We start from the raw sequence: 24,114 nt of genomic DNA on the forward strand, positions 1-24,114 counted from the left end.
CCCACGGCATGACTCATCTCCCATTGAGAATTTGTCATACAGTTTATTTCAGGTGTTACCCATGTCTCCGAACATGTGTTACCTATGTCTCCGGTCTATACACCCGTAAAGGGAGAGGGGCTTTCAGATTTGTGTGAGTTAGACTGAAAGTTAGTGAGGCAGCAATGAGATAATGTACCTTATTTACAACCACTTTGAGTAGTTGCAACTGATTGTTCAAATAGCCACTAACGTGCAAACTCAGTTGGCTTTTCAATCTCATACAGAGCCTCATCGATGTTCTCCAACCGACTCTCAAGCACTGCCCGGGCATCTTGTAAGCCGCGGTTGTAGTAATATGAACCGATCTCTTCTGAGAAGAAGTCCAGTAGAAACTCTGCATCGAACTGACCAATCTCCTGATCGAGTTTTTCACTGAAATAGTTTTTGATCTTATGCACGATGAACGCTTTCTCATCGTTTGAAAACTCTATTGCAGACATGTGTTACTTCTTCTCCTTAAGCATGCTTGCCAAATCGGCGAATGGGTTGTGCGTGGCACTATTCGTCTGTTTACTCTCGGATGCATCGCCGTAACTGGAATCTTTGTAGCGGGAATGTTCGTTATCATGGCAGTAGATACACAACAATTCCCAGTTGCTACCATCAGCCGGATTATTGTCGTGATTGTGATCCCTGTGATGTACGGTAAGCTCTCGCAGGTTTTCACGAGTGAACTCCCTTGCGCATCGCCCACACACCCAAGGGTACATCTTCAACGCCTGTTCACGATAGCCTTTTTCCCGCTGCTCCCGGTTTCGACGTGCTTCGGCAACAATCTGGTCCAGTTTGTCTGAAGAATTTTCCGATGTCATGATGGTCATCCCATATTATTTTCGTTCATCCAATGTAACTCATTGTAAAAAGGTAAATTGTTTAAAGCTCAGCGCTTATTCAAGAACTACTGACCTAAAGGCTTTCGTTATCTCCACAGATTTAGGATTCCAGCCTTCGCCGGAATGACGGAATGTTCCAAGGGCTTCTCTGGTTTCTCTATTTATCAATTACCGACCATACTACCTGTAATAGTAGCGAAAGAAACTCGGTAGGATATACCTATGTATGCTAAAGCATGTGTATTTTCGATTACGACTTTTTTACTCGTAATTTTCCCAACAACCCATCAGGCAGAAGCAACAGAAAATAATTCAACCCCCATCACCCCATCTGACACTGTGGTTGGCCGAATGCTTGAGGCTCCTATCAATACCAGACCACTAACTGAAAAATTCTGGTTCGATGAAAACTGGCATGAGCACGGCATACTGGAGACCCCTTCAAACTTTGAAGTCATTGAAAAAAAAGTAACCTATCTGAATCCGGATGACAATACGGAAATTCCGGCGATTCTCTACAGGCCCAGGAAGCAGGGTAAGTATCCTGGGGTGTTGTTTCAGCACGGTCGTCGTGGTTTGGATAACCTGGTACAACGATTACCCCGACGTATGGCCGCGCGTGGCTTTGTGGTTTTGGCACCCGATGTCTATACCGCCCGCTTCATAGACAAACTACCAATCGAGCATCTCGATGCCACTGAGGGCGATACCAACGCTGGAGTGGATTATCTGCTTGCCCAAACCGATGTTTCGACGTCCAGAGTCTGTCTATACTCCCACACACGTGGCGGTTACTACACGTTACAGGTAGCAGTAAAATATAAGCGGCAACAGAAGGATATTGCTTGTTATGTCGCCTTCTACCCTCATTGGCAGAACCCCAACGCCGAAGAGCCCATGCAGGTGTACCGCTATGCGATTGAAGCCGATCGCCTTGAGATTCCAACCATGATTGTGATGGGCGAGTATGAACAGTATCAGCGCCGGCGCTCGATTGAGACTGCCGTTAAATCGATGAAACAATCGGGCAAGGACGTACGCCTGTTAACCTATCCGGGGGTTGGTCGTGGATTCGATTTTCGACCGATACATATTCGTACCTTTGCAGATGACCTGGCGACCAAAGATGCAACCGTTCGTGCCGCCTTGTTTATGCAGAAACATTTGCAATCATGGAAGAGAGAGTGACTTGAGAGCACTGTCTGTCGAGACTTGAATTAGCGTCTGATGACAGATAAGAAACCAGCATCCTTTTAGCTGGGTGATTCGGTTATAATCTCAATAATTTAACGCCACCTTCGCTTAACCATACTTTATCAATGGTGATTTCAGCTGCATTGGTTTATTTCATTTGAAATCACAGAGGTAACAAACAAAGTTCATTCTCAATGGAATCAGTTCAGCATCAGACGGGCCCGCATATACACTAGCCTAAGTCTGAATTAGGTATATCCTTCTATTTCCACACCTTTTATTAACCAGTGGCCAAACAGCCAACAGCAGTGCTGATATAAAAGGAAAAACAAATGAAAGCCTTAAAATTTTCTTTTTTTGCTTTCCTGTTGTTTAGCCATTTTTCATCAACAGGTGCTGAAACCCCTGACTCCAACAGGCAGCTCAATGGTCATGGAGGACCGGTTAATTGCGTTTCGATCAGTCCGGATGGCAAACAAGCCATCTCGGGCAGCCTCGATTACACGGTGATGTTATGGGACCTTGATTCCCCACAACCCAAGAGTACAAAACGTTTCCTCGAGCATCGGGGCGCTGTCGCTGAAGTCCGGTTTCTGCCTTCAGGAACAGAGGCAGTTTCCAGTGGTGATGATGGCACGGTCTATCTATGGGATGTGAAAGAACAGAAACTGTTACACAGGTTTGTCGGCCATCAGGCCAAAGTTGTTTCGGTTGATGTCACAGCAGATAGCAACTTGCTGGCATCGGCAAGTTGGGATGGCACTGTCCGTCTATGGGATCTTCAATCCAGAAAGGCTCTGCATGAAATCAAAGTGCATCAACAAACCATGCACTCCGTGCTACTTTCAACCGATGGAAAAACCGTCTACGCAGGGGGCTATGACGGCAAAATCAGAAGTTGGGATACACAAACGGGGGACTTTATAAAAGTCCTTCATGATCACGACTGGCCGATCAATATTATGCGTTGGTTTGCAGGTCAAATTCTGTTTGGCACCAGCAATGGCGATGTACAACTGCTCAATGTGACATCCGCCACGATTTCCAAGATCCTGATCCCACATGAAAAGCCGGTAATGGGACTTGCGGTTTCTGACCGACATGGTCTGATAGCCAGCGGCGGCATTGATGGCGTGATCCGGGTATGGGACTCTCAGCAGTGGTCAGTGATCGGTGAAACAACCGGTATCCCTGGCCCGGTGTGGGCATTGGCTTTTACCGCTGATGGCAAGGGTATCTATTTCGGCTCTCTCGATGACGAGGTTAAATACTGGAAGATCTCGGATACCGATAGCACAGACTGGGGCAAACACCATTATCAGAGGCGTTTCCAGGTGACATCAGGCGTACCCCTTGGCGAGTTGCAGTTTGTGCGTAAATGCAGCGTCTGTCACAGCCTCAATCCAGAAGTGTCCAATCGTGCCGGCCCATCCCTGTATAAAATCATGGGCCGTAAGGCGGGTACCCTTGCTGAGTACCCCTATTCTCAGGGATTGGTTCAATCTGATGTGGTGTGGACTGAACAGACGATGGATGAGCTGTTTGCCAAAGGACCGAACCATGTTGTTCCCGGGTCCAAAATGCCACTACAGAAAATCCCGGATGCTGAAAAACGTGCTGCTTTAATCGATTACCTGAAAAACCAATAAATCATCACTGGTTCGGGAGTTGTTTTACAATCACACGGTGAAACATTAAAAGTGTAGGCGCCAATTATTCAGGCATCGATACTTTGTAGTATGCATATGCGATTGCAGCCGCCCTTAATGCAGCCATACTCACCGCACCCCATAAGTTCTGAATCTGGGCTGTCTTGTCCCAGATGGATGTGGGCTGGAGGCGAACTGGGAGTTCGATATTACTTCACGACTCTCTCATTGTATTGCTACAAGCAGATATCATCCATATCAATCCTGAATCACTCTATGATAGATTTTAATCTCTCCCTCGTTGTTTAAACCAGCCATTGCGATCAGTGTTTTGAAACTTGAACCTGCAACCAATGTCTACCTACTCAGATACTGACCGGATAGGATTTTTCAGATGCATTTCTTCTCCTTTCTACTGATGCTCTGCTTCACTGCTCCTCTGTTGGCCGATGCAGAAATCGAGCGTCTCCTGCAGGCCAAGGAGGAACCCGCCGGTGTGGTCTTTGAGATCCTTGAGGATGATGATGACGCCTTAGGTTGGGCACTGCCCAAAATAGCAAAACTCAGTGCCCGTTTAAGGGAGCGATTTCCTGATCTGGCGATTGCGGTGGTGACCCACGGTCGTGAGCAATTTGCCTTGTTGGCGGACGAATCCGATGGTCTGTTGGCGCCAATACATGAGGATGCACGTCAGCTGCGAGCCGACGAGATCGATCTGCATGTTTGCGGCACCCATGCCAGTTGGGATGGTTACATACCCGAAGATTTTCCGGACTATATCGACGTTTCACCATCCGCTCCGGCACAGATACGCGACTACCAGAATCTTGGCTTTGTGTTGATTGTGCTGCAAGGACCGGACTACGATTGACCGTCAATCGCTGTTTCCTATGATCTGATAATCCTACTCTAATCCGGAGGTGGATTCTGCCTTGGGGGCCTACAGCGGATTGTTTTTTGTTTTTAAACTTCGCAAACAAGAGTGGCAAATTGTATTAGTATTTGGCATTCGATTGAACCCATTCAGTGACATAGCCTGTGAGCATTCATCGGCCGTTGGCGCTGCTTGGCGTCTATTTGCGGCTTGATTCAACTGCTTCAGCCCGATCCGCATCAGTAAAACCATTCGCGTTTATTCGCGGACTGTTTTACTTATTCAGCTGCATGTTTATACGGTATTTGACCTCCAGTTATTTATGCTACTGCTGATATAGCTTTCGTGTTGTATAAGAACAGTCGTCCAATAAAAAACCCACCCTGCTGACAGGATGGGTTAGGTTGTGAGTTCTATTCAGCGTCCCTGCTGTTAAACCATCTCCTTTTTTTAGTCCTCTACAAACTGGGCAACATTTGCATTCAAGCCACGTTCTGGTCTGCTGAACTCATGGCATGTGGAGCAATCGATGCCCTTATCCTTGACATGCTTTTCATGTACTTTGGTGAAACTCATGCTGCCTTTGTTCTCATGGCACTGGGTGCAGACCTCAGCTTCATTGCCTTTCATGCCATAGCCAAGATCATTGGCCAGATCCATGCGTAAAGGCCCACCACTCAGACTCGCATGACATGCGCCACACTCAAGTGCTGCAGAGGAGTCTTCCACGCCGTGGTTGAGGGTCTGGAAGGTATGTACCTTCTTCACGCTATAGCTGTCACCTGACTGCCCTGTCTGTTCCAGTGCGCTCTGTACAGCGGTATCGAAGCTGCCGGTGCGGAAGAACTCAAAGGTTGAATGGGCAATCAGACTGTTGCTTGCATCATGCACAGCAGACTTAGAGGTATGCTCCTTCATTGGATAGATCTTGGCGTTCTGCGTATTGACCCAGCCATTCGGTTGACCCAGTGTTATCGCATCACTGCCGTCTTCCAATACAGTTACCGGGTAGTCCGCCAGATCTTCACCCAGCACATAGACCTGACTGGTGCCGTCGAACCAATGGTAGGTCGGTGTCAGGTTGAGGGCCTTATCCTCTCTTGGCAACCAACCACCGCGACCGTTACAGGCTGCTGCTGAGAAGTGTGGGTCTTCCCAGTCACGATTGGTTTCAGTAGGCACGCCCTTGGCATAGGTTGGAATATGGCAAGTCTGACAGGCAACCCGGGTGGCATGCTTATCGCGGCTGCCGCCATTACGGTTGCTGTAGTCACCATGTGGCTTGTCATGGCAGCTTTCACAGGTAAAGTGCTCAGCGACATCATTAGGTCTGAGATCAAGACCACGCCCTTTCACACGGTGTCCGCCCGCATCATGGCAATCGGCACATGAGAGGTTCTCACCGCTTGAACTCATATGAATATCGATGCTTGGAGCGGGATCGATCAGAGCGGATGACAGATCACCACGCTTGGTACCATCGCCGCCACCCGCTTTGGCATGGCAGCTGAGACAGGACTTTCTGGTGGTTGCGTGTACAGATTGTGCTGCAGACACGCGATCCTGCATCATCGGTGATCCACCCAGGTCTACCAGGGTACTGTTGGCATCGGCCGGCTCGAACTCGAAATCGAGAGTGACTGGATCGACCACAGGGATACCCTGGGAGCCGGTCCTTACGATTGGTGGCAGGCTTGGATCAGGCTTACCATCCGCACCCATTTCAACAATTTCCAGAGGCTCGAAGTCACCATTCGGGAAGCGTTTGTAACTATCCTGATGACACATCAGACAGTCGATATTGCTCAATTCAGCCTGGCGTTCAGTCTTGTCCAAAGGCAGTTCCGAATTGGGGAATCGACCGTTACCCACATGGCAGCCCGCACAGGTAAAACGGGGCGAGTTCAAGTGAGAGCCACAATAGGTGTTGATACCGATTGCACCATCACCACGCTCACCGGCGCGGGGAAGGCCACTGCTGCTGAATGGAGTCACATCATTGGTCAGATTGATGGTATCCCCTGACTGTTGATAGTGCACGGAACCGTGCATGGCTACCGCCTGGTCTTCATGACAGCTGATGCAGGTTGATGGGCCTTCATAGATAACGATGCTGGCATGGGCCTCTGCAGCAGTCTGAGGTGGCTCTGTAGTTGCGGCATTGACAGTAATCCATACAGTGTCAGAGACACTCATTGCACCTTGATCATCAGTAACCATCAGGGTGAATTCATAGCTGCCTTCAGAAAGTGAAACACTTGGAGAAGCCTTATCTGCAGGGTTGGGTGAACCATCCCATCGATAGCTGGCTACAGAACCATCCGGATCCATTGAGCCACTGCCGTCAAGGTTGACTGTCATGCTGCTCTGACCGACCTTCAGTTGATGAGTCTGGTCAGCACCCGCATCCGCGACAGGTACTTCATTGTCCGCTGGCGGTTCGACGGGAGCTGCTTCCACAGTAATCAGAACACGGTCGGATACGCTTGATTCACCTTGATCATCTACCACGACCAAACTGAGTTTATGCGTACCTTCGCTTAGCGTAATTGATGGAGATACCACATCGGCAGGATCAGGTGAACCTGTCCAGATAAAGTCGGTAACTTTACCATCCGGGTCGGTTGAACCGCTGCCATCCAGGGTAACCTTTATGCTGGTTTGCCCGGCTTGCAGTTGATGCAACTGATCGATACCGGCATCTGCGACTGGTGCTTTATTGACTGGTGGTTCTGAAGGGCCGGTTGGATAGCAGCCTTGCGGAATCTGTTCCGTGTTACTGCTCTTGACATCCTGCTCCAACTCTCTACCCGTGGTTACATTTACAACCCGGATCCGACAGGGAAGCTGCTCCGGTGAGCGAACTCTGGAAGTAAGAGTCTCCTTTCTCAACTTCGACTCTTTGAGCACCTGAGCTGAGTCATAGGCGTTTTCGATGCGCAATCTCTGCCCTTTGTCGGCGGTAGCCTTGACGATCAACAGAGACTTTTCTACTTTCCATAGCGCCTTCTCGATTTTAAAGTCCGCACCAATAGCCACACTGTTTGAAAGCAAAACCAAAACCACTATTGACAACATCTGGAAAGACAATCTGTTCATAGCTCTCATCCCAACCATTTCAGTATAAAAACGGGCAACATCGGTTGTCCTGGAACACTTCTGTTATTGGTCATAAACATGACCATTCAGTATTTAATTGAGAATCTCAATGACATACTGGTATGGAAAAATGCTACTGCTACGAACAAATAAAAACTGTGAGGTACTCCATTCATTACTTTATTAGTATCTAGTGGAAAGTCGATTTTGGGATAATGATCACAAATTTCCAATGGTGGAATTCACCGATAGGAACGGCACAGTTGGCAAAAACGTCTATGTTATAAAGTATTGATTTAGATCATAATTATTTCAGAACACTGGCCGAAACAGTGTAAATACCTGAGTATAAATCGGCATCAGAAAACCAAATTTCCAGCTCAAAATCAGCCTTCTAGCACTCATATTTCAATTAAAAACGATCTCAATAGCGCCTATTTCCCCCCTTCTCCCAGTGAAACCTCTATTCTTTCAACCACTCAATGAGATCTTGAGTTATCAGGAAGCAAACGACTAAGCCTACCCATCGCTGACTCAATATGAGGAGCTGCCTGGTACAGGTAGCTGTACCGAGCCCACTAAGCTGTACACATTTCAACCCGGTTGAGAGTCATCATTTCCCTACGACTCACCATAATTTCATTGTTTCCGGAGTAAGGGAGCACTATGACCACCCATTGATATCTCTATATATGGTACTCGGAGCCGTAGCGACTATTATTTAACAGATTCGAAGTGAACATTGACAAACCCCTTCATTCAGCGGAGCAAGCAAGTGCTGTCTCTATCGGCACTTTAATAAAATCGATTCATAAGCAGTTTTTTTTAAGTTTTACTCTTTTGGGAAACTCAACAGATAGAGATCATTAAGTATTCCCTGTTCGATTCACTGTTACGGCATCACGGCACATGACCGAATTCAGGTAAACGATCAAATGCGTTCTGACTCTCGCCGGCATCGGGAAATAAAAATGGCCATGCAATACGACTTACCATCAACTGATGGTACTTATCATTTAGCTGAATTCTGATGAATAACGGCATGAAAACTCTGTTCCCTGTATGGCAGGCCATGTTACGACGCCTGGCGTCGGTTCATCCCGGTGAGGGTCGTGCTGTCGCCTGGTCGTTTCTCTATTTCTTTTCAATTCTGAGCAGCTACTATGTGCTAAGACCGATTCGCGATGAAATGGGCATCGTTGCAGGTATCGATCAACTGCAATGGTTATTCACCGGCACCTTCATCGCCATGTTACTGGTGGTACCACTGTTTGGCTTTATCACCTCAAGATTGCAGCGGAAGCGGTTTCTGCCCTATGTCTATCTCTTTTTTGTTATCAATCTGATACTTTTCTATCTGATATTCGAATCGGCCGATTCCCTGACAAATGTCGCCCGTGTTTTTTTCATCTGGCTAAGTGTTTTCAACCTGTTTGTGGTCTCTGTCTTTTGGAGCTTCATGACCGATCTATACCGGAACGAACAGGCAAAACGCCTGTTCGGTTTGATTGCCAGTGGGGGAACCGTGGGAGCATTGACCGGCCCGCTTTTGACTGCGACGCTCGTACAGCAGCTGGGTACCAGTCAGATGATGCTGATTTCCGCCGGATTGCTCTGCCTGTCGATTCTATGCATTAACCGGTTGATCCGGTGGCAGGCGACACGCGGAGACCGGCAGGGGCAGAGCGACAGATCAGTTGAAAGAGTTGAGAAACCGATTGGCGGAAGCATCTGGGATGGCATCCTGCTGGTTTTACGCTCACCCTACCTGATGGGGATCTGTGTTCTGATGCTGCTGTTTACCCTGCTCTCCACCTTTCTCTATTTTCAACAGGCACAGATCATCAAACTCGCCGTCGCTGATTCTGAAGCACGTACTGCCCTGTTTGCAACCATCGATCTCTCCGTGAATGCACTCACCCTGTTCCTTCAAACCTTTATCACCGCCCGACTGATAAAGGGGTTTGGGCTGGCACTGGTGCTGGCATTGATCCCACTGCTGCTCTGTTTTGGCTTCGTTCTGCTGGCCCTCTTCCCGGCACTTCCTGTTTTGATTGGTGTCCAGGTATTGAGACGAGCAGGTAATTACGCCGTCATGCGTCCATCCAGGGAGATGCTCTATGTGGTACTCAAACGGGATGAAAAATATAAAGCAAAGAACTTCATCGATACGGTTGTCTACCGCGGAGGTGATGCAGTCAGCTCCTGGGTCTATACAGGATTCCGCACACTTGGCATGAGTCTCTCAACGATAGCCTGGATCGCTGCCCCGATCTCCCTGATCTGGGCCTGGGTGGCATACAGGCTCGGTCAACAGCAGAACCGGATTGCGACTCAACCCAATTCTCAGAATGGAGACGAGTGAGATGAAAAAAACCGATATCCAGTTAAACAGACGCACTCTATTGAAAAGCCTCGCCAGTATTGGTGGTTGTCTGCTGTTTCCCTCCAGCCGGTTATTTGCCGAGCCAACCACGATCATAAAGAAACCAATCCCTGCCAGTGGCGAGTTGCTGCCGGTAATCGGTATGGGTACTTCCCGGACATTCGATTCAGTGGGCGATCCAAGCCAACTGGAAAACCTTGCCAAAGTGCTGAACTTATTTTTCACCAATGGGGGGAGTTTGATCGACTCCTCACCCATGTACGGCAACTCCGAAGCGGTACTCGGTCAGTTACTCAAGACAGACACAAAAAATCCTGAGCTGTTCACTGCAACAAAAGTATGGACCAGTGGCAAGGATTCAGGCATCCGACAGATGGAAAACTCCCGCAAGCTTTGGGGGGTAGCGCAATTCGACCTGATGCAGATTCACAACCTGGTGGATTGGCAGGTCCACCTGGAGACACTGAAAGCAATGAAAGCGGCCGGGAAAATTCGCTACATCGGTATTACCACCTCCCATGGTCGGGACCACGATGAACTCTACCAGGCATTGAAGCATCACAAGTTCGACTTCGTTCAACTGAGCTACAACATCGTCGACCGGGAAGTGGAGCAACGCCTGTTGCCACTGGCTCAGGAGCGCAATATCGCTGTGCTTGCCAATCGCCCCTATGCCCGGGGTGCGCTCTTCAGGAAGACCAGAGGAAAAAGTCTGCCCGAGTGGGCCAAGGCGTTCGACTGCCACAGTTGGGGGCAGTTTTTCCTCAAATATATCGTCTCTCACCCAGCGATCACCTGTGCAATCCCGGCCACCAGTAAGACCCATCATATGGTAGACAACATGGGAGCCTGCCATGGAGCCCTTCCCGATGCGAAGACGCGGCAAAAGATGACGCAATATTTTCAGGAAATATAAAACAACCGGTTATTGCCAGAAACAAACAAGCGTTGCTCGATGCAAACTATAAGCGGTCTTTTTTGACAACTCGGGAGACCTTCCATGGATTCCACCGGTCTGCATAGGAGGCTTTGTGTATGAACTCCATGATGTAGGCATAGGTTCTTACGATACGCAGATAGAGGCCAGTATAGAGCGGCATCAATGGCAGGTAGAGAATCAGCAGCAGATCCTGCTTGCGCAGGGTTTTTTGCAGTAACACCATCGCCACCACAAACTCGGCAAGGTTAGCCAGGGTATAAAGCAGGTAGTTCACTACGATGATATGTTGTAATAAAGCGCCGTAAAAGAAGATCACCTGCGCCACATAAAACCACCACTTAAAATTCAGGAACAGATTGTAAAAGAGGTTTTCCACCGTTGCGATGAAATTACTTAACCTGAAGTTCGATGTCGGCATCAACACATCGACATGCTTACGGGCACGAAAACGGACCATCGATCTGTCCCAACGAAATCGTTGCCGGGCCAGCTTTCGAAAACTCGTAGGCACATTGGTGTAACAGACAGCATGCGGTTCGTGCACCACTTTCAGACCAAGCTTACGGATCTTCATGGTGATATCCCCATCCAGACCCGGCCCCACATCCCAACCTCCGAGTCGATCCAGCGTATCCCGACGAAACGCACCATAGGCACCAGCAATGATACGCAGAATACCAAGCATCGAGGATACGGTCCGTCCGGTGGAAATACCTTTGAAATACTCGATTGCCTGAGTTCGGGTTGCCATGGTTTGATTGAGATTGGCAACCCGGATATCACCGCCCACAGCAGCTATGTTGGCATCCATGTAAAACGGTAACAGGATGGTTTCAATCGAATCGTAACGAAGCTCTGAGTCCGCATCGAGATGGATGACATACTTACCAGTTGAGTAATAGAGCGCCGTGTTTGCCGCAGATGCTTTTCCGCCCCGCACTTCATTTCGCACATATTGATCGATCTTGCCATCCTTATGCAGCTTCCGACATATAATCTCTGTATCATCGTCGGAACCATCATCGACAATCACGATTTCAAGCTTTTTATAGGTTTGGCGGGTCAACGATTCTGCAAGACTTGGAATGTGTTTACCTTCATTCTTTCCTGGAACGATAACCGAAACCAGTGGCTTCTCGTGAAAAAGCAGTCTCCTGGCTTCAGCACGACGTTGTTTATTTCGTTTACGTCTTGGCAGATAAAGGGTCAGGATAAGAACATCAAATACCACGTATCGGGTCAAATCGAAAAGAAAGAAGGGCCAGAAGTAACTGACCAGCTGTGCCGCACTCAGTCCTGTAATGAAGTCCCAGGTATCATTCAGCATGATGTTCGCTTAAAAATGATTCCAGATAAGCGGTCAAATCCAGAGCGGTATCCACATTGACGATTTGTGAGATAATATCCGGACTGGCTCCCAGGCTGGCTTTGAGCAACTCCCCCACACCACTACTCAGCCGTCCCTCGACAATCTTTGCATCGTCAGGCGAAGTCTCTGTCAGCAGCATCAGAAACAGGGACTCATTGCGACTACTGATCAGATCGGAACTGCGCAACATGGCATAAAACAGATTGGCCAGCTCTTCATAAACCTCACTGGTTCTCTCTCCCAGCGTAAGATAGATCTGCTCCAAACCTTTGATATCGATTAACAGCAGACTTGAGTGGGAAACCTTATACCGTCCGATCCTCGCCTTTTCGACTGCGATGAAGCGTTCGAACACATCCAGTGGCAACAACTGAAGTCTGCGTTCTAGAATCGATGCAAAAAGCGAATCCAGCCCATAGAGTGCTGCATTGAGACCGAGCATACTGAGTTTATAGGCTTCGATATTGCGATGAATCTGAATTTCGGGTGGAGCAGTTCGATGACAGTCAAAGCAGGTCGTTGCAATTTCAGGCTCCTGGAATCGATGATCACAACTTCGGCAGTGGTACATCATCGAGGGCTTGTCATAATCAACTCCGATATGTCTCAAGGTCTGATCACACTTGGGACAAACCAGCCGCTCCTCTTGCCTGAAGTCTGATAGTTCCGCCGTATAGCCACAACGGAAGTGATGTATCAGATCATCCGCATCGAGCTCTTCCGACTCACATTGGGGGCAGGTCTCTTTGAAATTGAGGAACGCACAGCCACAGCTGGCACACTGGTGTGTGCGGGTTACAAAGCGCGTCTGAACCAGATGTTGTGAGTTAAGAAAATCAAGGGTTTTCCAGATGCTTTGATCATAACCGTCGAACAAGCTTTCGATACCGGTAAAAGTATAACCGCCACGATTCTGAATCGAGGCTACCGGTTCCACTTCCCTGTCTCTACTGTAGAGATAGCGGACGACCCGCAGCGCCATATTGGTATCCGCTTTTAATCGCTGCTCCTGAAGGGCATCAATTCGTCGATTAATAGACTCAACCTCATCCAATAACTTGGCAGGCAGCTGCTGCTCCAATTGCTGAGAAGAGATCACAAAATCGACCTGGTCCTGCAGCGATTTCGATAAATCCCCACCACTATTAATCAAAATCAATGGCTTTAGATAGATTGCCGGGAGCAATTTCTGCCTTACCAAGCCAATTATCCTATAGGCTTCTGATTCACTGCCAACCTCCAACAGAAAATAGTCGGCATCCGCTCCCACTTCCAAACTGCGCCATAGAGTATCATCTGTCGACTTCTTGGCAGGTAGATGAAGAGGGTTCTGATCCCCTGTAATCAATAGTCCTTCGCTCATCTTTCCCCCTCAACAGTCACTGCCATTCGGTCGAATTCCAGCCACCGTTTTGCCTCTTCGCCGTTGATAGGCTTAACCCGTAGGTGCAAAGCACTCTCTTTTGGCGTGTAGTCATCAAACTTTCTATCGGGAAAGGGAACAGCGGCAGACTTCAGGCTGGAAACCTCGGCTGGGCTCAGGCTCCCGTCAGGCAACCTGACATTCACGGTTTGCCCGGTCAATACCGGCAACTGATCATCCGCCCTGGTAAAGGCATCGACCCATATCTCCGGAGTTTCAGGCATCAAGATCAGAATCGTCTCTTTTCGGTTGACGATCTCATACAGATGATGATTGACAGCAATCACATGTCCATCCACCGGAGCGGCTATTCGTTCAAACCCACAATCTTCAACCTCACTATGGCTTTTCAGTTGCAGCTCCAGCTCTTGTTGCTGTAACTCGATCTCCTGCGCAAGGATCTCGATCTCTACTTCCAGCTCATCCAGAATTCTCTGCAGAGTCTGTGACTCAGTCTGTTTACGCCGTTCCAGCTCCAATACCCGGCCAAGACGCCGTTCATCGATTAACTGCTGCTTTCTGGCTGCACTCTTATCCCTGCGAAGCTTCAAGCCCTTCAATCTCTGCTTATCGAGAGCAATCGATTGTCTGAGTTTTCTGATCGCTTTATCGGATTTGGCTGCACACTGCTGGTTGGTTTCAAGCACCACGATCTGCTCCCCGGAAACTACCCTGTCCCCCGCTTTTACAGTGAGTGTGGCGATTCGTCCTCCCTGCAGCGCAGCGACTCGAACCCGTTCAACTGCCACTTGTCCATCAACTTTGAACTGGGTAAAACGGGTAAAAGTGAAATAGATCAGATAGACCGCCAGTAGCGTCAGAAACAGTAGGTAGAGCCCATGCGTCAGGCGTGACCAGAACGACTTGGGCGCCTGCCCCTCCGGCCCCACAACCACAAAACTTTTCTTGTTTCTAATTCTCATCTATTGACCATCACTGAGTTGCAGATAACTGTCGAGATCGTGTAGCGCGAACTGCTCAACTCCAAATGCTGAAGCGAGCTCTTCTATGACGGATTCCAATTCAACTTCATGCATGAAGTCCTCAGGCCGTAATGCCACCACAACTTTTGCCACCGACATATGGGGCAGTACTTTAGCGAGCCGACGTTTTAAATGTTCAACCCGGTTGATTTCGTAGGCCATGAGATAGACTCGATCAACATTACGATCAAGATATTGATAATCCTCACTATCCCAATGCAATGGCACAGATACAGCAAGTTTGACCTGTTCACCAAGACGTTGCTGAATGGCGCTGATCAGCTGCTGATATCGATCCAGATAGTTGCGCCTGCTCTGTTTGAAATCAGGCAATGTATGGGGCTCCACATCGATATGGAGATAACCGCTGCGTTCAGTTAACTGTTCGAGCCTGTCCAGTAGACTTTTTTGTCTGGATTGCTTCAGCCAACCGTTGTCCCCTACCAAGGTCTGGATATCAATTCCCTGCTGCCGGGCATTGTTCATAAAGTCGATCAGTTTCAGCTCGGGTATCCTCGCATTCCCACTCAACACAACCTCTGAAACACCTTTGGCGCGTAAAAACTCCTGAATTACGCCATTCGGCATCTTAATGAAGCTGTCAGACCAGATGTAGATGGAGCGCTCGCCCCGTCTGGCCCGGTAAAAACTGTTCTTCAATGGTGTCGCCTGTACCAGTTCGGTACTGTAGGCAACCCCGGATCGGGCAAACACCCGATGTACCCGCCGATACATCTCTTCCACAGCACGCATCAACTCCACCGCACCTTCAATCAAGGTTGTCATCTGGGTTACAGCGGACTTGAAACCACCCTCCTGAGGTAGCCAGTGGTGCCGCCCAATGGACCGGCGTAACTGTTCGTAGGCAGCCAGGTAGCGATAGTTCTGCTTCACTACCCGTTCCCGCTGCTCCAAAAGCTCACCATAGGCCAGCTCAGCCCGTCTCAGCCGACGCCTTTGCTCATCCTTCAGCTCCTGTTCGAGTTCCTTTTTGTGGAGATCAACCACCGATTCGGAGTAGCGACCACCGGCAAGCGGCATGGAAAACGCAGCCCCGACCGTCGCTCCATTTTCATCACGATCCTCATCAATGTTGTAACGCAGGTAGAAACGCAATCGTTTATCGTCATTGGCAACGCTTTGTTCATCCAGTATCGAATGTTGCAACTCGACCAATCGTTGCTTTTCCGGATCATCCGTTATTCGCCGTCTGATCTCACCCATATCCATATCCAGCAACGGCGGCATACCGGGTCCGACTTCGTCCAGCTGGCGATCCAGCCCATTCTGCAGCATTCGATAGTGCTCCAGAATCGATTTCAGCTCTCTTTGGCTGTCAAGCAGGTCGTCCAGATAGAGCCCACCCATCAGATAACTCTCTTTCTGCATCGCGAAGAGTTTTGCCAGAAAGTTTTCCTTGAGCGTCAGCAGCGGCAGCCAGACAGGGGCAAAGCTGTCTCTGGTTGAGTCGTAGCGACAGTTCTCCAGGGCCTTGCGAAGATCGAGTTTGGCTTGCAGAACCTCAGTCTCGGCTCTAGTCTCTGCCAGATTGGCACGATGCTTTTTTTCCCGATAACCATCCTCAAGCACTCGCCAGGTCAGGCCCAGGTAGGCGCGTTGTCTGTCTTCGGATTCGAAGTCCGAATCCCACTCATCCCGTACACCGGCATCGAAATAGAGGCCCAGGTCCTTGCGTGAAAGATCAGCCTCTTTCAACAGGGCCTGTTGTCGGTAGTTGACCGATTGGGATCTTTCACAATCCGTTTTTAAGAGATTTCTGGTTGAACGATCAGACATTTGATGGGAAATCAAATGATCGAGCTGATCGGCCTGCTCAGAGAGCCATTGCCAGTAGTGTTCGCCTTGTTGATCTCCCGGTGGAGCTGAACTCGGTGTTAGGCTAACAGCCTCTGAAACGGTGGAGTTCCGCTCAGCAGCAGTTGAGAACAGAGGGGATATCAGGCCAAGAAGCAACAGAAACAGAAGATTTAAACGACTAGAGTGTTTCACTTAAACAGTTAGGTATACAGTTGTTTTCAAGAGTATGGATTGTTGGCATCTGGAGTCAAGTAAACTTTTGAAAACTAACTGCCAATTTATCTTTGTGCAAGATAAAGTTTGGCATTGACGACAATCAAGATCCATAAACTGAATTCAATGCCAGCAGACCCTAAGGCTTCCTTAATAAATGAGACAGCTATGGAGATTTGGGCTCCACCAACTGGCGACCGGACAGCTTTCCAATACCTGCTGAGACTCTGACCGAAACACTCTCTCCCAACACCAACAGACAAGGTGTCAAAATCAGTGTCAGCAGCGTTGCAAATGAGAGACCTCCTGCAATGGCACTGGCGAGTTGCGTCCACCACTGGGTGGATGGCGCACCGAAGCTGATACTGCGGTGAATCAGGTCGATATTCATTGCCAGCACCATCGGCATCAGTCCCAATACCGTGGTGAATGCAGTCAGAAACACCGGGCGCAAGCGTCTACGCCCGGTTGTCAGTGCCGCATTGAAACTGTCCAACCCCTCACGGCGCAATCTGTTATAGGTATCGATCAGAACAATATTGTTGTTCACCACGATACCGGCCAAAGCGATGATGCCCAAGCCGACCATCACCACCCCGAAAGGTTGAGCGGTAATCAATAATCCGAGCAGAACCCCTGCGGTTGAAAACACAATGGCGGAAAGCACCAGAAAGGCCTGATAGATGGAATTGAACTGAATCACCAACACCAACGCCATCAGAAAGATGGCGCTGATGAAGGCCCCCATGAGAAAGGTCATGGCTTCCCGCTGATCTTCATCCTCACCTTTGAAACTGATCTTCACCATGGCATCCAGATCAGCATCCGCAATCAGCTGCTGCAGCCCTTTCAGCTGGTTGTCCGGCAGTAATCCTTCCTCCACATCCGCCTGGATGGTAATCACCCGTTGTGCATCGACCCGGCGCAGGTTACCGCTTTTAGCGGCAGGTTGCAGGGTGACGAAATTACTGATCGGCACCATGCCTTTTACGGTGGAAACCTTGAGTTGATCCAGTTGCCCCAGGTTACGCTCGCTGTAGGGAAAGCGTATTCTGATATCCACTTCATCATCGGTATCGTCCGGTCTGTACTCGGTTACCTTGATCCCGGTGGTGATCATCTGTACCGCACTACCCAGCATTGATACACTCGCGCCATAGCGGGCGGCAAGTTCACGATCGACTTCAAGACGCCAATCGATTCCGGGCAGCGGTCGATCATCCTCAATGTCAATGTAGCCACCCTGTTCAGCCATCAGTCCCCGCAACTGGGAGACCACTTTGGCAACCCGTTTAAACTCTCGACTGCCGAGCTCGATCTGAATCGGTTTACCTCCGGATGGACCATTCTCCGCTTTGCGAAATTCAATCTGAATACCTGGAATATCTTGTGTGCGCTGACGCATCTCTTCAAGAATTTCAGCCGCCGGTCGTCGTTGATCCCAGTCGATAAATTCAAGCTGTATTACACCAACAACATCTTCTGCCATATTCTGCCCCTGGGCCGAATTGAAAGAGCGCGCATAGACCGAATCAAGCTCGGGAAAATCCAATACCCGCTGTTCGACCTGACGCACAATGGCATCCTTTTCATGAACAGAGAGATCACCACGGGCATGTACCTGAATCTGAGCAAATTCCGGTTCCACATCCGGAAAGAACTCCATACCCTTACCAAACTGCATATAGGAGAGGTAGGCGATAAACATCGCCAGCAATGCCACTCCCAGAGTCTTTCCCGGATGATGCAGGAGCTTTGCCAACAGTTTTGCATAGCGTTGAGTGAAACTTCCTTCCACAACTGTTTCGGTCGTTTGCTCACGCCGGCTGATCGTGCCACCCAGTACAGGTACAAACACCAATGCCATGGCCAACGATGCAGTTAAGGCAATAATCACCGTGATCGGCAGATACTTCATGAACTCCCCTACCAATCCCGGCCAGAACAGCAATGGGGCGAATACCGCCAGAGTGGTCAAGGTGGATGCGGTAATCGGCCAGGACATGCGTTTTGCCGCTGCCGCATAGGCATTCATGGGAGTATTCCCCTGCTGCATTTTGCGGTCAGCCATTTCAATCACGACGATGGCACCGTCTACCAACATACCCACCACCAGAATCAAACTGAAAAGCACCACGATATTGAGTGTGAAGCCCATTGAGTCGAGCACCAGCATAGCTGCAAGGAATGAACCGGGTATTGCCAATCCGACCAGAACGGCCGATCTTGGCCCTAATGCCGCGATGATCACAATCATCACCAGAATGATGGCGGAAAGAATGTTGTTCTGCAGGTCGCTGAGCATCTCTCTGATCTGATCCGACTTATCCTGCATGTAGGAGACATTCAATCCGGTTGGCCAATGTTTGCGCTCAGCCTCGACAACGCTTCTGACTTCAGTGATGGTATCGATGATATTGGCACCAACCCGCTTTTTGACCTCTAGGGTCAAGGCAGGCTGGCCATCCACTCTGGCGAAACTCTCTGGATCCTTGAAACTGCGTCGGATACTCGCCACTTCACCAAAGGTAATCACCCGGTCGCCATCCACCTTAACCGGCATACGCAGTACATCATCCAGCTCTTCAATAACACCAGGCACCTTGAGCACCAACCGACCAGCACCTGTATCCATTGCCCCGGCGGCAACCAGTCGGTTGTTACTTGTCACCATGGAAATCAATTCATCATATTCGACCCCGTAGGTCTCCATGATCGCCGGATCGACAATCACCTCAAGCACAGCTTCACGATCGCCACCAATCACCGCTTCCAATACCCCCGGCAGGGCCTCGATACGATCCTGCAGATCCCTGGCGATAGTCACCAGACTGCGTTCCGGAATGGGACCGGAGAGGGAGACAGTCAAGACAGGAAACAGAGCGACATTCACCTCTACCACTTCTGGCTCGTCTGTCGCATCCGGCAGCTTCACTTTTGCGATATCGACCTTTTCACGCACATCGGTCAACGCCTGCTTACTGTCAAAACCTGCGCTGAACTCCAGTTGCACAGAAGCATGCCCTTCACCTGCCGTACTCTTCATCTCTTTGAGACCGGCGATGGACTGCAGCTCTTTCTCCATCGGCCTGACCAGCAACCTTTCAGCATCTTCAGGTGAAATACCGTCATGGCTCATTGAGACGTAGATGATGGGTACCGCAATATCGGGTTCCGACTCTTTTGGTATCCCGTTATAGGCCATGGCGCCAGCAACAAGGATAAACAGCAGTGAGAGTAGAACCGCGCGACTGCGGGAGAAGGCAAGATCGATCAGAGTATTCATTATGATGCCGGAACCGGTATCACGGTTTCACCCGCGTTGACGAAGCCCTGTCCCTGAGAAATCACCTGAACAGATTCAGGCAACCCGGAGACCCAGATACCATCCGCTTCGGTACGCACGAATTCGATCGGATGAAAAGCGATCAAACCGGCCTGATCAACACTCTTGATACCAACTGTGCCACTGTCATTCAACGCAAGCACGGCCGGTGAAATGAAATGAGCCAGTTCCTTGCCGATGACGATTCTCAACTCCGCACTGACACCGGCATTGAGTCGACCAGCCTTGTTATCAATCTCCGCTTCAACCCGGAAGCTGTGGGTCTCTGAATCACCGAGCTGGGAGATATAGGTGATATTGCCTTCGGCCTCTTGTCCGTCCAGCAACCGCACTTTGATCAGCTGCCCCGCAGCCAGTTTTCCGGCTGCCTGTTGAGAGACCAGTCCAACCGCTTTGAGTAGCGATTCATCAAGGATCAATGCAACTTTGTCACCCTTTTCCAGATGACTGCCCAATTCCACAAATCGCTGTTCGAGAATACCGCTGAATGGCGCCTTGATCTGGATATAGTCCAACTCCAGCCTGGCTCGTTTCAGATCAGCCTCCGCGGCCGCCAGTGAGGCAAGAGCCGATTTCAATTGATTCTCCGACTGAAGTCCACGCTGCTCAAGCTTACGCGCCCCTGCCACTTCGAGTTTAAAGTGATCCACCGCCGCCTCAGCCCGCTTCAGCTGAGCATGGCGATCTTCAGCATCCAGTTCAACGATCGGCTGTCGAGCGTCAACCCTTTGGCCTTTTTCAACCGGTAATTCAGCCACCTTTGATGCGGTCTGAGCACGCACTTCAATGGTGCGATTCGGCATCAGTTCACCCTGCACCACGATCTCCCGATCGATCATCTCAGCTTTGATATCAAGTACCTGAACCTGCATCAACGGCTTGGAACTGAGCGCTTCGGTGACAATAGGATCAGTCACTTTCGCCATGGCACCACTTAACATCCAAATCACAACCAGCGTCAGAAGTCCGACTGATAAATAGGTAGAATTCTTCATTGCATCCTCGTTACTGACTCTCAGTCAGTTTATGACCACCGGTCATTTTGCAGTAAATTTTTTTAGCGATGGCCGATTACGCCAGCCATCATAAAAGCAGTCACGGCTTCTAATATTTCAGTTTCATCGCCATGCAGGCACCAGTCACGGCCGGCCCACAACATTTCAATCGCACCATTGAAACAGGCATGCATACCCATATGGATGTGTCCGGTAGGACGATTTGCGATTAGGCCCTGCTCCATGGCCGACAACAACATCGGATCTCCCCACTCACCGAATGCCCTGTCAAGATCCAGAAAGGAGGAGCGCCAGGCCTCTTCAGCCCGCTCCCTGAAATCGATTCTTTTACAATATTCAACCACATAGCGATATTCCCGGTGCTCAAGATGGTACTTGAAGGCAAGCCTGAAAATACGCTCAAAACTCGTTAGTATCTGATTGGAGTCAAAAGTTTCTTGCTTCAGTTGAAATAGTAGGCCTTCGTAAAACCTCAACATCAGACGAAACAGCAGCTCATCTTTGCTGGCAAAGTGGTTGTAGACCGTGCCCTTGCCGATTTCCGCCAGTTTGGCAATCTGGTCGATCGATACAGACTCCCAGCCCGGGCCTGAAAACAGAGTCAACGCAGCATCCAGGATATCTTCTTCCCGACGCTCAAACTCTCTCTGTTTTCTTAGTGATTTCATGATCGCTGCTATCGAATAAATATGACTGTCAGTCATTTTATGACTAATAGTCATATTTTTCAAGGTTCAACTCAACTGACACCTCACTGAAGCGCCATCGAGCCTTTGGAAATGGGACCAGCCGCCAGTGCTGTGCAGAAAAACCGGACTCCGAGACTGGCCTTTCGAGCCGGAAGGTTTAGTCAAGCTGTATGATCATTCATCAAGCAAGACACCATCTGGAGAGACCACCGGCAAACCGAATATCCGCCATAGCTGCATCCCTCCCCGATAGTAGAGTAATTTCTGTTTGGGGTATCCGACCCCAATCAAGCCCCGGATTGCGGTAGGAGATTGACCACACCAGGGACCGTTACACCAAATAACCAGCTGCTTTGCCTGACGGAAGTCCCATCTCCCGTTGACAAATCGAGCGCCTAAACGTTGCAGCGATTCCTCAAGGGTAATTTCATCAGCACCCTGCGTTGGATTGAGGTGAGTAAAAGGAATATTGATTGAGCCGGGTATGGTACCCCGTTCATGCCAATCTTCGGTCCTGGCATCGATCAGCAAACCTTGTTGTTCAACAAGCTGATTCTGTAAAAAGGCGATCAGTTCTACTTCACCAATCGTTTCAATCCCATCCGCAACCTTCATTGGTTGGGCACAGAATGGTGGACATGGTCGAGAGGTCCGAGCAAAATCGAACTCCAACATGGCCTCGGTGTCCTGATTACGACGAATGGTGATCATCTTACCCTGATGTTCGACCTCAAATTCGTCAATCTGCGCTGTTATGTTCACCTCCAACCCCTGAGCGGTGACTGTAAAAAGCAGCGTTCCCAAGAGAAGTAAAACAATGCGTTTAGAGTTCATCCTGTATTCCATCTTAAAAGCCAACTAAGGTGTATCGTGCTGATTCGAACTCATCGGCAGTCAGCAGCAATCGATGTTTTTTTATATCTTATCCGGACAGTTGTTACCAACCCTTGAAAGGTATGGATTCTAGGGCCTGTTATCACGCCCTAGAAAACCGGCGACTAGATCCGATTCTCTGGCAATTGCATATACTCCTGCCATTGGCGATCCAATAGTTCACACAGAATTTCCGCTGACTGGCAACTCAATGGATCGTTCTGCTGTTCGATAAGCTTGTAATCAACGAGTTTTTTCAGACCATCCTCGATATCAAAATCGATTGTGCAATCAAACTGTTCCATCAACCAGGTTTCGCAAGCCGAATCTAGCTCCGCGCTATTGTTTATCTTCTGCAGGTTAATCAGACCATAGGCGAGCAGCGTCTCCTTGATCTCTTCCTGCCGTGCCTGATCGATCAGATAGGTGATTGCCCCCATGTTGTTATCAAGATTATTGAAGTAGAGATTCTGAGCCAGGGAGGCCATATACCTGGTTCGCTGGACAAACACTTTGTTGATTTGACGCCAGAGTAACGCCGCAAAACCTGCCACAGCCATAACGATAGCCAGCGGTGAAACTGCGGCGGTTAATTTACCAATGGTAGCCACCAGGCCACCAGCCGTACCACCACCACCTGTAATCGCTAGCTTGATCTTATCAATGGTTTTCATTCTTATTTTACAGTCAGGAAACAGCATCTCAAGATCAGGTCTTAAGATATCTTTGAACAACTTGATATGAATTCCCGACTTGTGATGTTCTTTTGGATAGTGAAGCAGCAGACAGATTCTCTGATAGGCGATCAGATTGACACTCCGTTTTTTGATAAACAAGGTCTTCCAGTCCCGAACCATCACTGACCGTTGGCTTTTAGCACGATAAAACAGAGAGACATCTGCAAATTGATCAAAGTCGATCTTTACATCCAGACCGTAGGGAGAGGTCTGCTCCAATGCGTATTCGATCTGCTGCCGCGTGAGTTCACTATAATTCGCCTCATGCAACAGTTGCTTTATCTGCTGGATTGTATCTGCAGATTGAATCGATTCAGCGCCCTCAACTAACAGCTCCCGGTCAGGATTGAAGGGTTGGTAGAGCTGCTTCAATTTTATCAATCGATCAGAGAATTGCAGGGTAATCAGTCTTCTGATCTTATGCACAACCCTTACCTGTTCAGTGGACAGGCCAGCCCTGACCAAGGCGGTAATCAATCGGGATGTACTTACAGGTATAAAATGATCGAATTGGGCAATACTTTTGTGTTCTTGCATCAGGTCAGTAACCGTTTTTTATGATATTGACGGATCACCGCATGTTACCCATGTTATTGAGATTCATTGGGGCTGCGGCTATTCGGATTCATG

At 49.2% G+C, this 24,114-nt stretch carries 17 protein-coding genes; 5 read left to right on the forward strand and 12 right to left on the reverse strand.

Features of this window, described 5'->3' with window-relative positions; all coding sequences use genetic code 11:
* Positions 1–227: 227 nt before the first annotated feature.
* Both AC4IE8_RS07790 and AC4IE8_RS07795 read right to left on the reverse strand, forming a co-directional pair.
* A complete protein-coding gene (locus AC4IE8_RS07790; protein WP_068988277.1) occupies positions 228–482 on the reverse strand; it encodes a DUF2164 domain-containing protein in 255 nt (84 codons plus the stop codon).
* Positions 483–485: 3 nt separating this feature from the next.
* Positions 486–854, reverse strand: a complete 369-nt coding sequence (locus tag AC4IE8_RS07795) for a YajD family HNH nuclease (protein ID WP_068988639.1) — start codon at positions 852–854, stop codon at positions 486–488.
* A 372-nt stretch (positions 855–1,226) separates the two neighbouring features.
* Between AC4IE8_RS07795 and AC4IE8_RS07800 the strand changes: the two genes are divergently transcribed.
* The 3 genes from AC4IE8_RS07800 to AC4IE8_RS07810 all read left to right on the forward strand — a co-directional run bounded on the left by AC4IE8_RS07800 (position 1,227) and on the right by AC4IE8_RS07810 (position 4,589).
* Positions 1,227–2,063, forward strand: coding sequence for a dienelactone hydrolase family protein (locus AC4IE8_RS07800; protein WP_490790730.1), 837 nt, complete (start codon positions 1,227–1,229; stop codon positions 2,061–2,063).
* A gap of 338 nt (positions 2,064–2,401) precedes the next feature.
* Positions 2,402–3,718 carry a hypothetical protein gene (locus AC4IE8_RS07805; protein WP_490790731.1) on the forward strand — a complete coding sequence of 439 codons (1,317 nt, stop codon included), beginning with the start codon at positions 2,402–2,404 and terminating at the stop codon, positions 3,716–3,718.
* A gap of 394 nt (positions 3,719–4,112) precedes the next feature.
* Complete coding sequence (locus AC4IE8_RS07810; protein ID WP_490790732.1) at positions 4,113–4,589, forward strand: DsrE family protein; 477 nt, start codon at positions 4,113–4,115, stop codon at positions 4,587–4,589.
* A gap of 453 nt (positions 4,590–5,042) precedes the next feature.
* On the opposite strand, the gene AC4IE8_RS07815 is transcribed toward AC4IE8_RS07810, so the two are convergent.
* Complete coding sequence (locus tag AC4IE8_RS07815) at positions 5,043–7,691, reverse strand: PKD domain-containing protein (protein ID WP_490790733.1); 2,649 nt, start codon at positions 7,689–7,691, stop codon at positions 5,043–5,045.
* Positions 7,692–8,733: 1,042 nt separating this feature from the next.
* Here AC4IE8_RS07815 and AC4IE8_RS07820 point away from each other — a divergent pair.
* Both AC4IE8_RS07820 and AC4IE8_RS07825 read left to right on the forward strand, forming a co-directional pair.
* Positions 8,734–10,056, forward strand: a complete 1,323-nt coding sequence (locus AC4IE8_RS07820; RefSeq protein ID WP_490790734.1) for an NTP/NDP exchange transporter — start codon at positions 8,734–8,736, stop codon at positions 10,054–10,056.
* Between the two features lies 1 nt (position 10,057).
* Entirely contained in the window at positions 10,058–10,993 is a 936-nt protein-coding gene (locus AC4IE8_RS07825; protein ID WP_490790735.1) for an aldo/keto reductase, read from the forward strand.
* A gap of 46 nt (positions 10,994–11,039) precedes the next feature.
* Here the strand turns inward: AC4IE8_RS07825 and AC4IE8_RS07830 are convergent, their stop codons facing one another.
* The 9 genes from AC4IE8_RS07830 to AC4IE8_RS07870 form a co-directional block, all read right to left on the reverse strand.
* Positions 11,040–12,344 (reverse strand): glycosyltransferase family 2 protein, encoded by a 1,305-nt coding sequence (locus tag AC4IE8_RS07830; protein ID WP_490790736.1) that lies wholly within the window; start codon positions 12,342–12,344, stop codon positions 11,040–11,042.
* Positions 12,334–13,749, reverse strand: a complete 1,416-nt coding sequence (locus AC4IE8_RS07835; RefSeq protein WP_490790737.1) for a TackOD1 domain-containing metal-binding protein — start codon at positions 13,747–13,749, stop codon at positions 12,334–12,336. Before AC4IE8_RS07835 ends, AC4IE8_RS07830 begins: the two co-directional genes overlap by 11 nt.
* Positions 13,746–14,732: an HlyD family secretion protein gene (locus tag AC4IE8_RS07840; RefSeq protein WP_490790738.1), complete on the reverse strand. Its 987-nt coding sequence runs from the start codon at positions 14,730–14,732 to the stop codon at positions 13,746–13,748. The genes AC4IE8_RS07835 and AC4IE8_RS07840 overlap by 4 nt, the downstream gene beginning before the upstream one ends.
* A complete protein-coding gene (locus AC4IE8_RS07845; protein ID WP_490790739.1) occupies positions 14,733–16,589 on the reverse strand; it encodes a glycoside hydrolase family 18 protein in 1,857 nt (618 codons plus the stop codon).
* A 400-nt stretch (positions 16,590–16,989) separates the two neighbouring features.
* Positions 16,990–20,109: an efflux RND transporter permease subunit gene (locus tag AC4IE8_RS07850; RefSeq protein ID WP_490790740.1), complete on the reverse strand. Its 3,120-nt coding sequence runs from the start codon at positions 20,107–20,109 to the stop codon at positions 16,990–16,992.
* The gene (locus tag AC4IE8_RS07855) at positions 20,109–21,164 is read right to left on the reverse strand and encodes an efflux RND transporter periplasmic adaptor subunit (RefSeq protein ID WP_490790741.1); all 1,056 of its coding nucleotides are present in this window, start codon (positions 21,162–21,164) and stop codon (positions 20,109–20,111) included. Before AC4IE8_RS07855 ends, AC4IE8_RS07850 begins: the two co-directional genes overlap by 1 nt.
* A gap of 62 nt (positions 21,165–21,226) precedes the next feature.
* Complete coding sequence (locus AC4IE8_RS07860; RefSeq protein WP_490790742.1) at positions 21,227–21,853, reverse strand: TetR/AcrR family transcriptional regulator; 627 nt, start codon at positions 21,851–21,853, stop codon at positions 21,227–21,229.
* 195 nt (positions 21,854–22,048) lie between these two features.
* On the reverse strand, positions 22,049–22,636 hold the full coding sequence (locus AC4IE8_RS07865; RefSeq protein ID WP_490790743.1) for a rhodanese-like domain-containing protein: 588 nt from the start codon (positions 22,634–22,636) through the stop codon (positions 22,049–22,051).
* Between the two features lie 236 nt (positions 22,637–22,872).
* Positions 22,873–24,021, reverse strand: coding sequence for a DUF3754 domain-containing protein (locus AC4IE8_RS07870; RefSeq protein WP_490790744.1), 1,149 nt, complete (start codon positions 24,019–24,021; stop codon positions 22,873–22,875).
* Between the last annotated feature and the right edge of the window lie 93 nt (positions 24,022–24,114).

Source organism: Candidatus Thiodiazotropha sp. AKAK2, assembly GCF_058244685.1.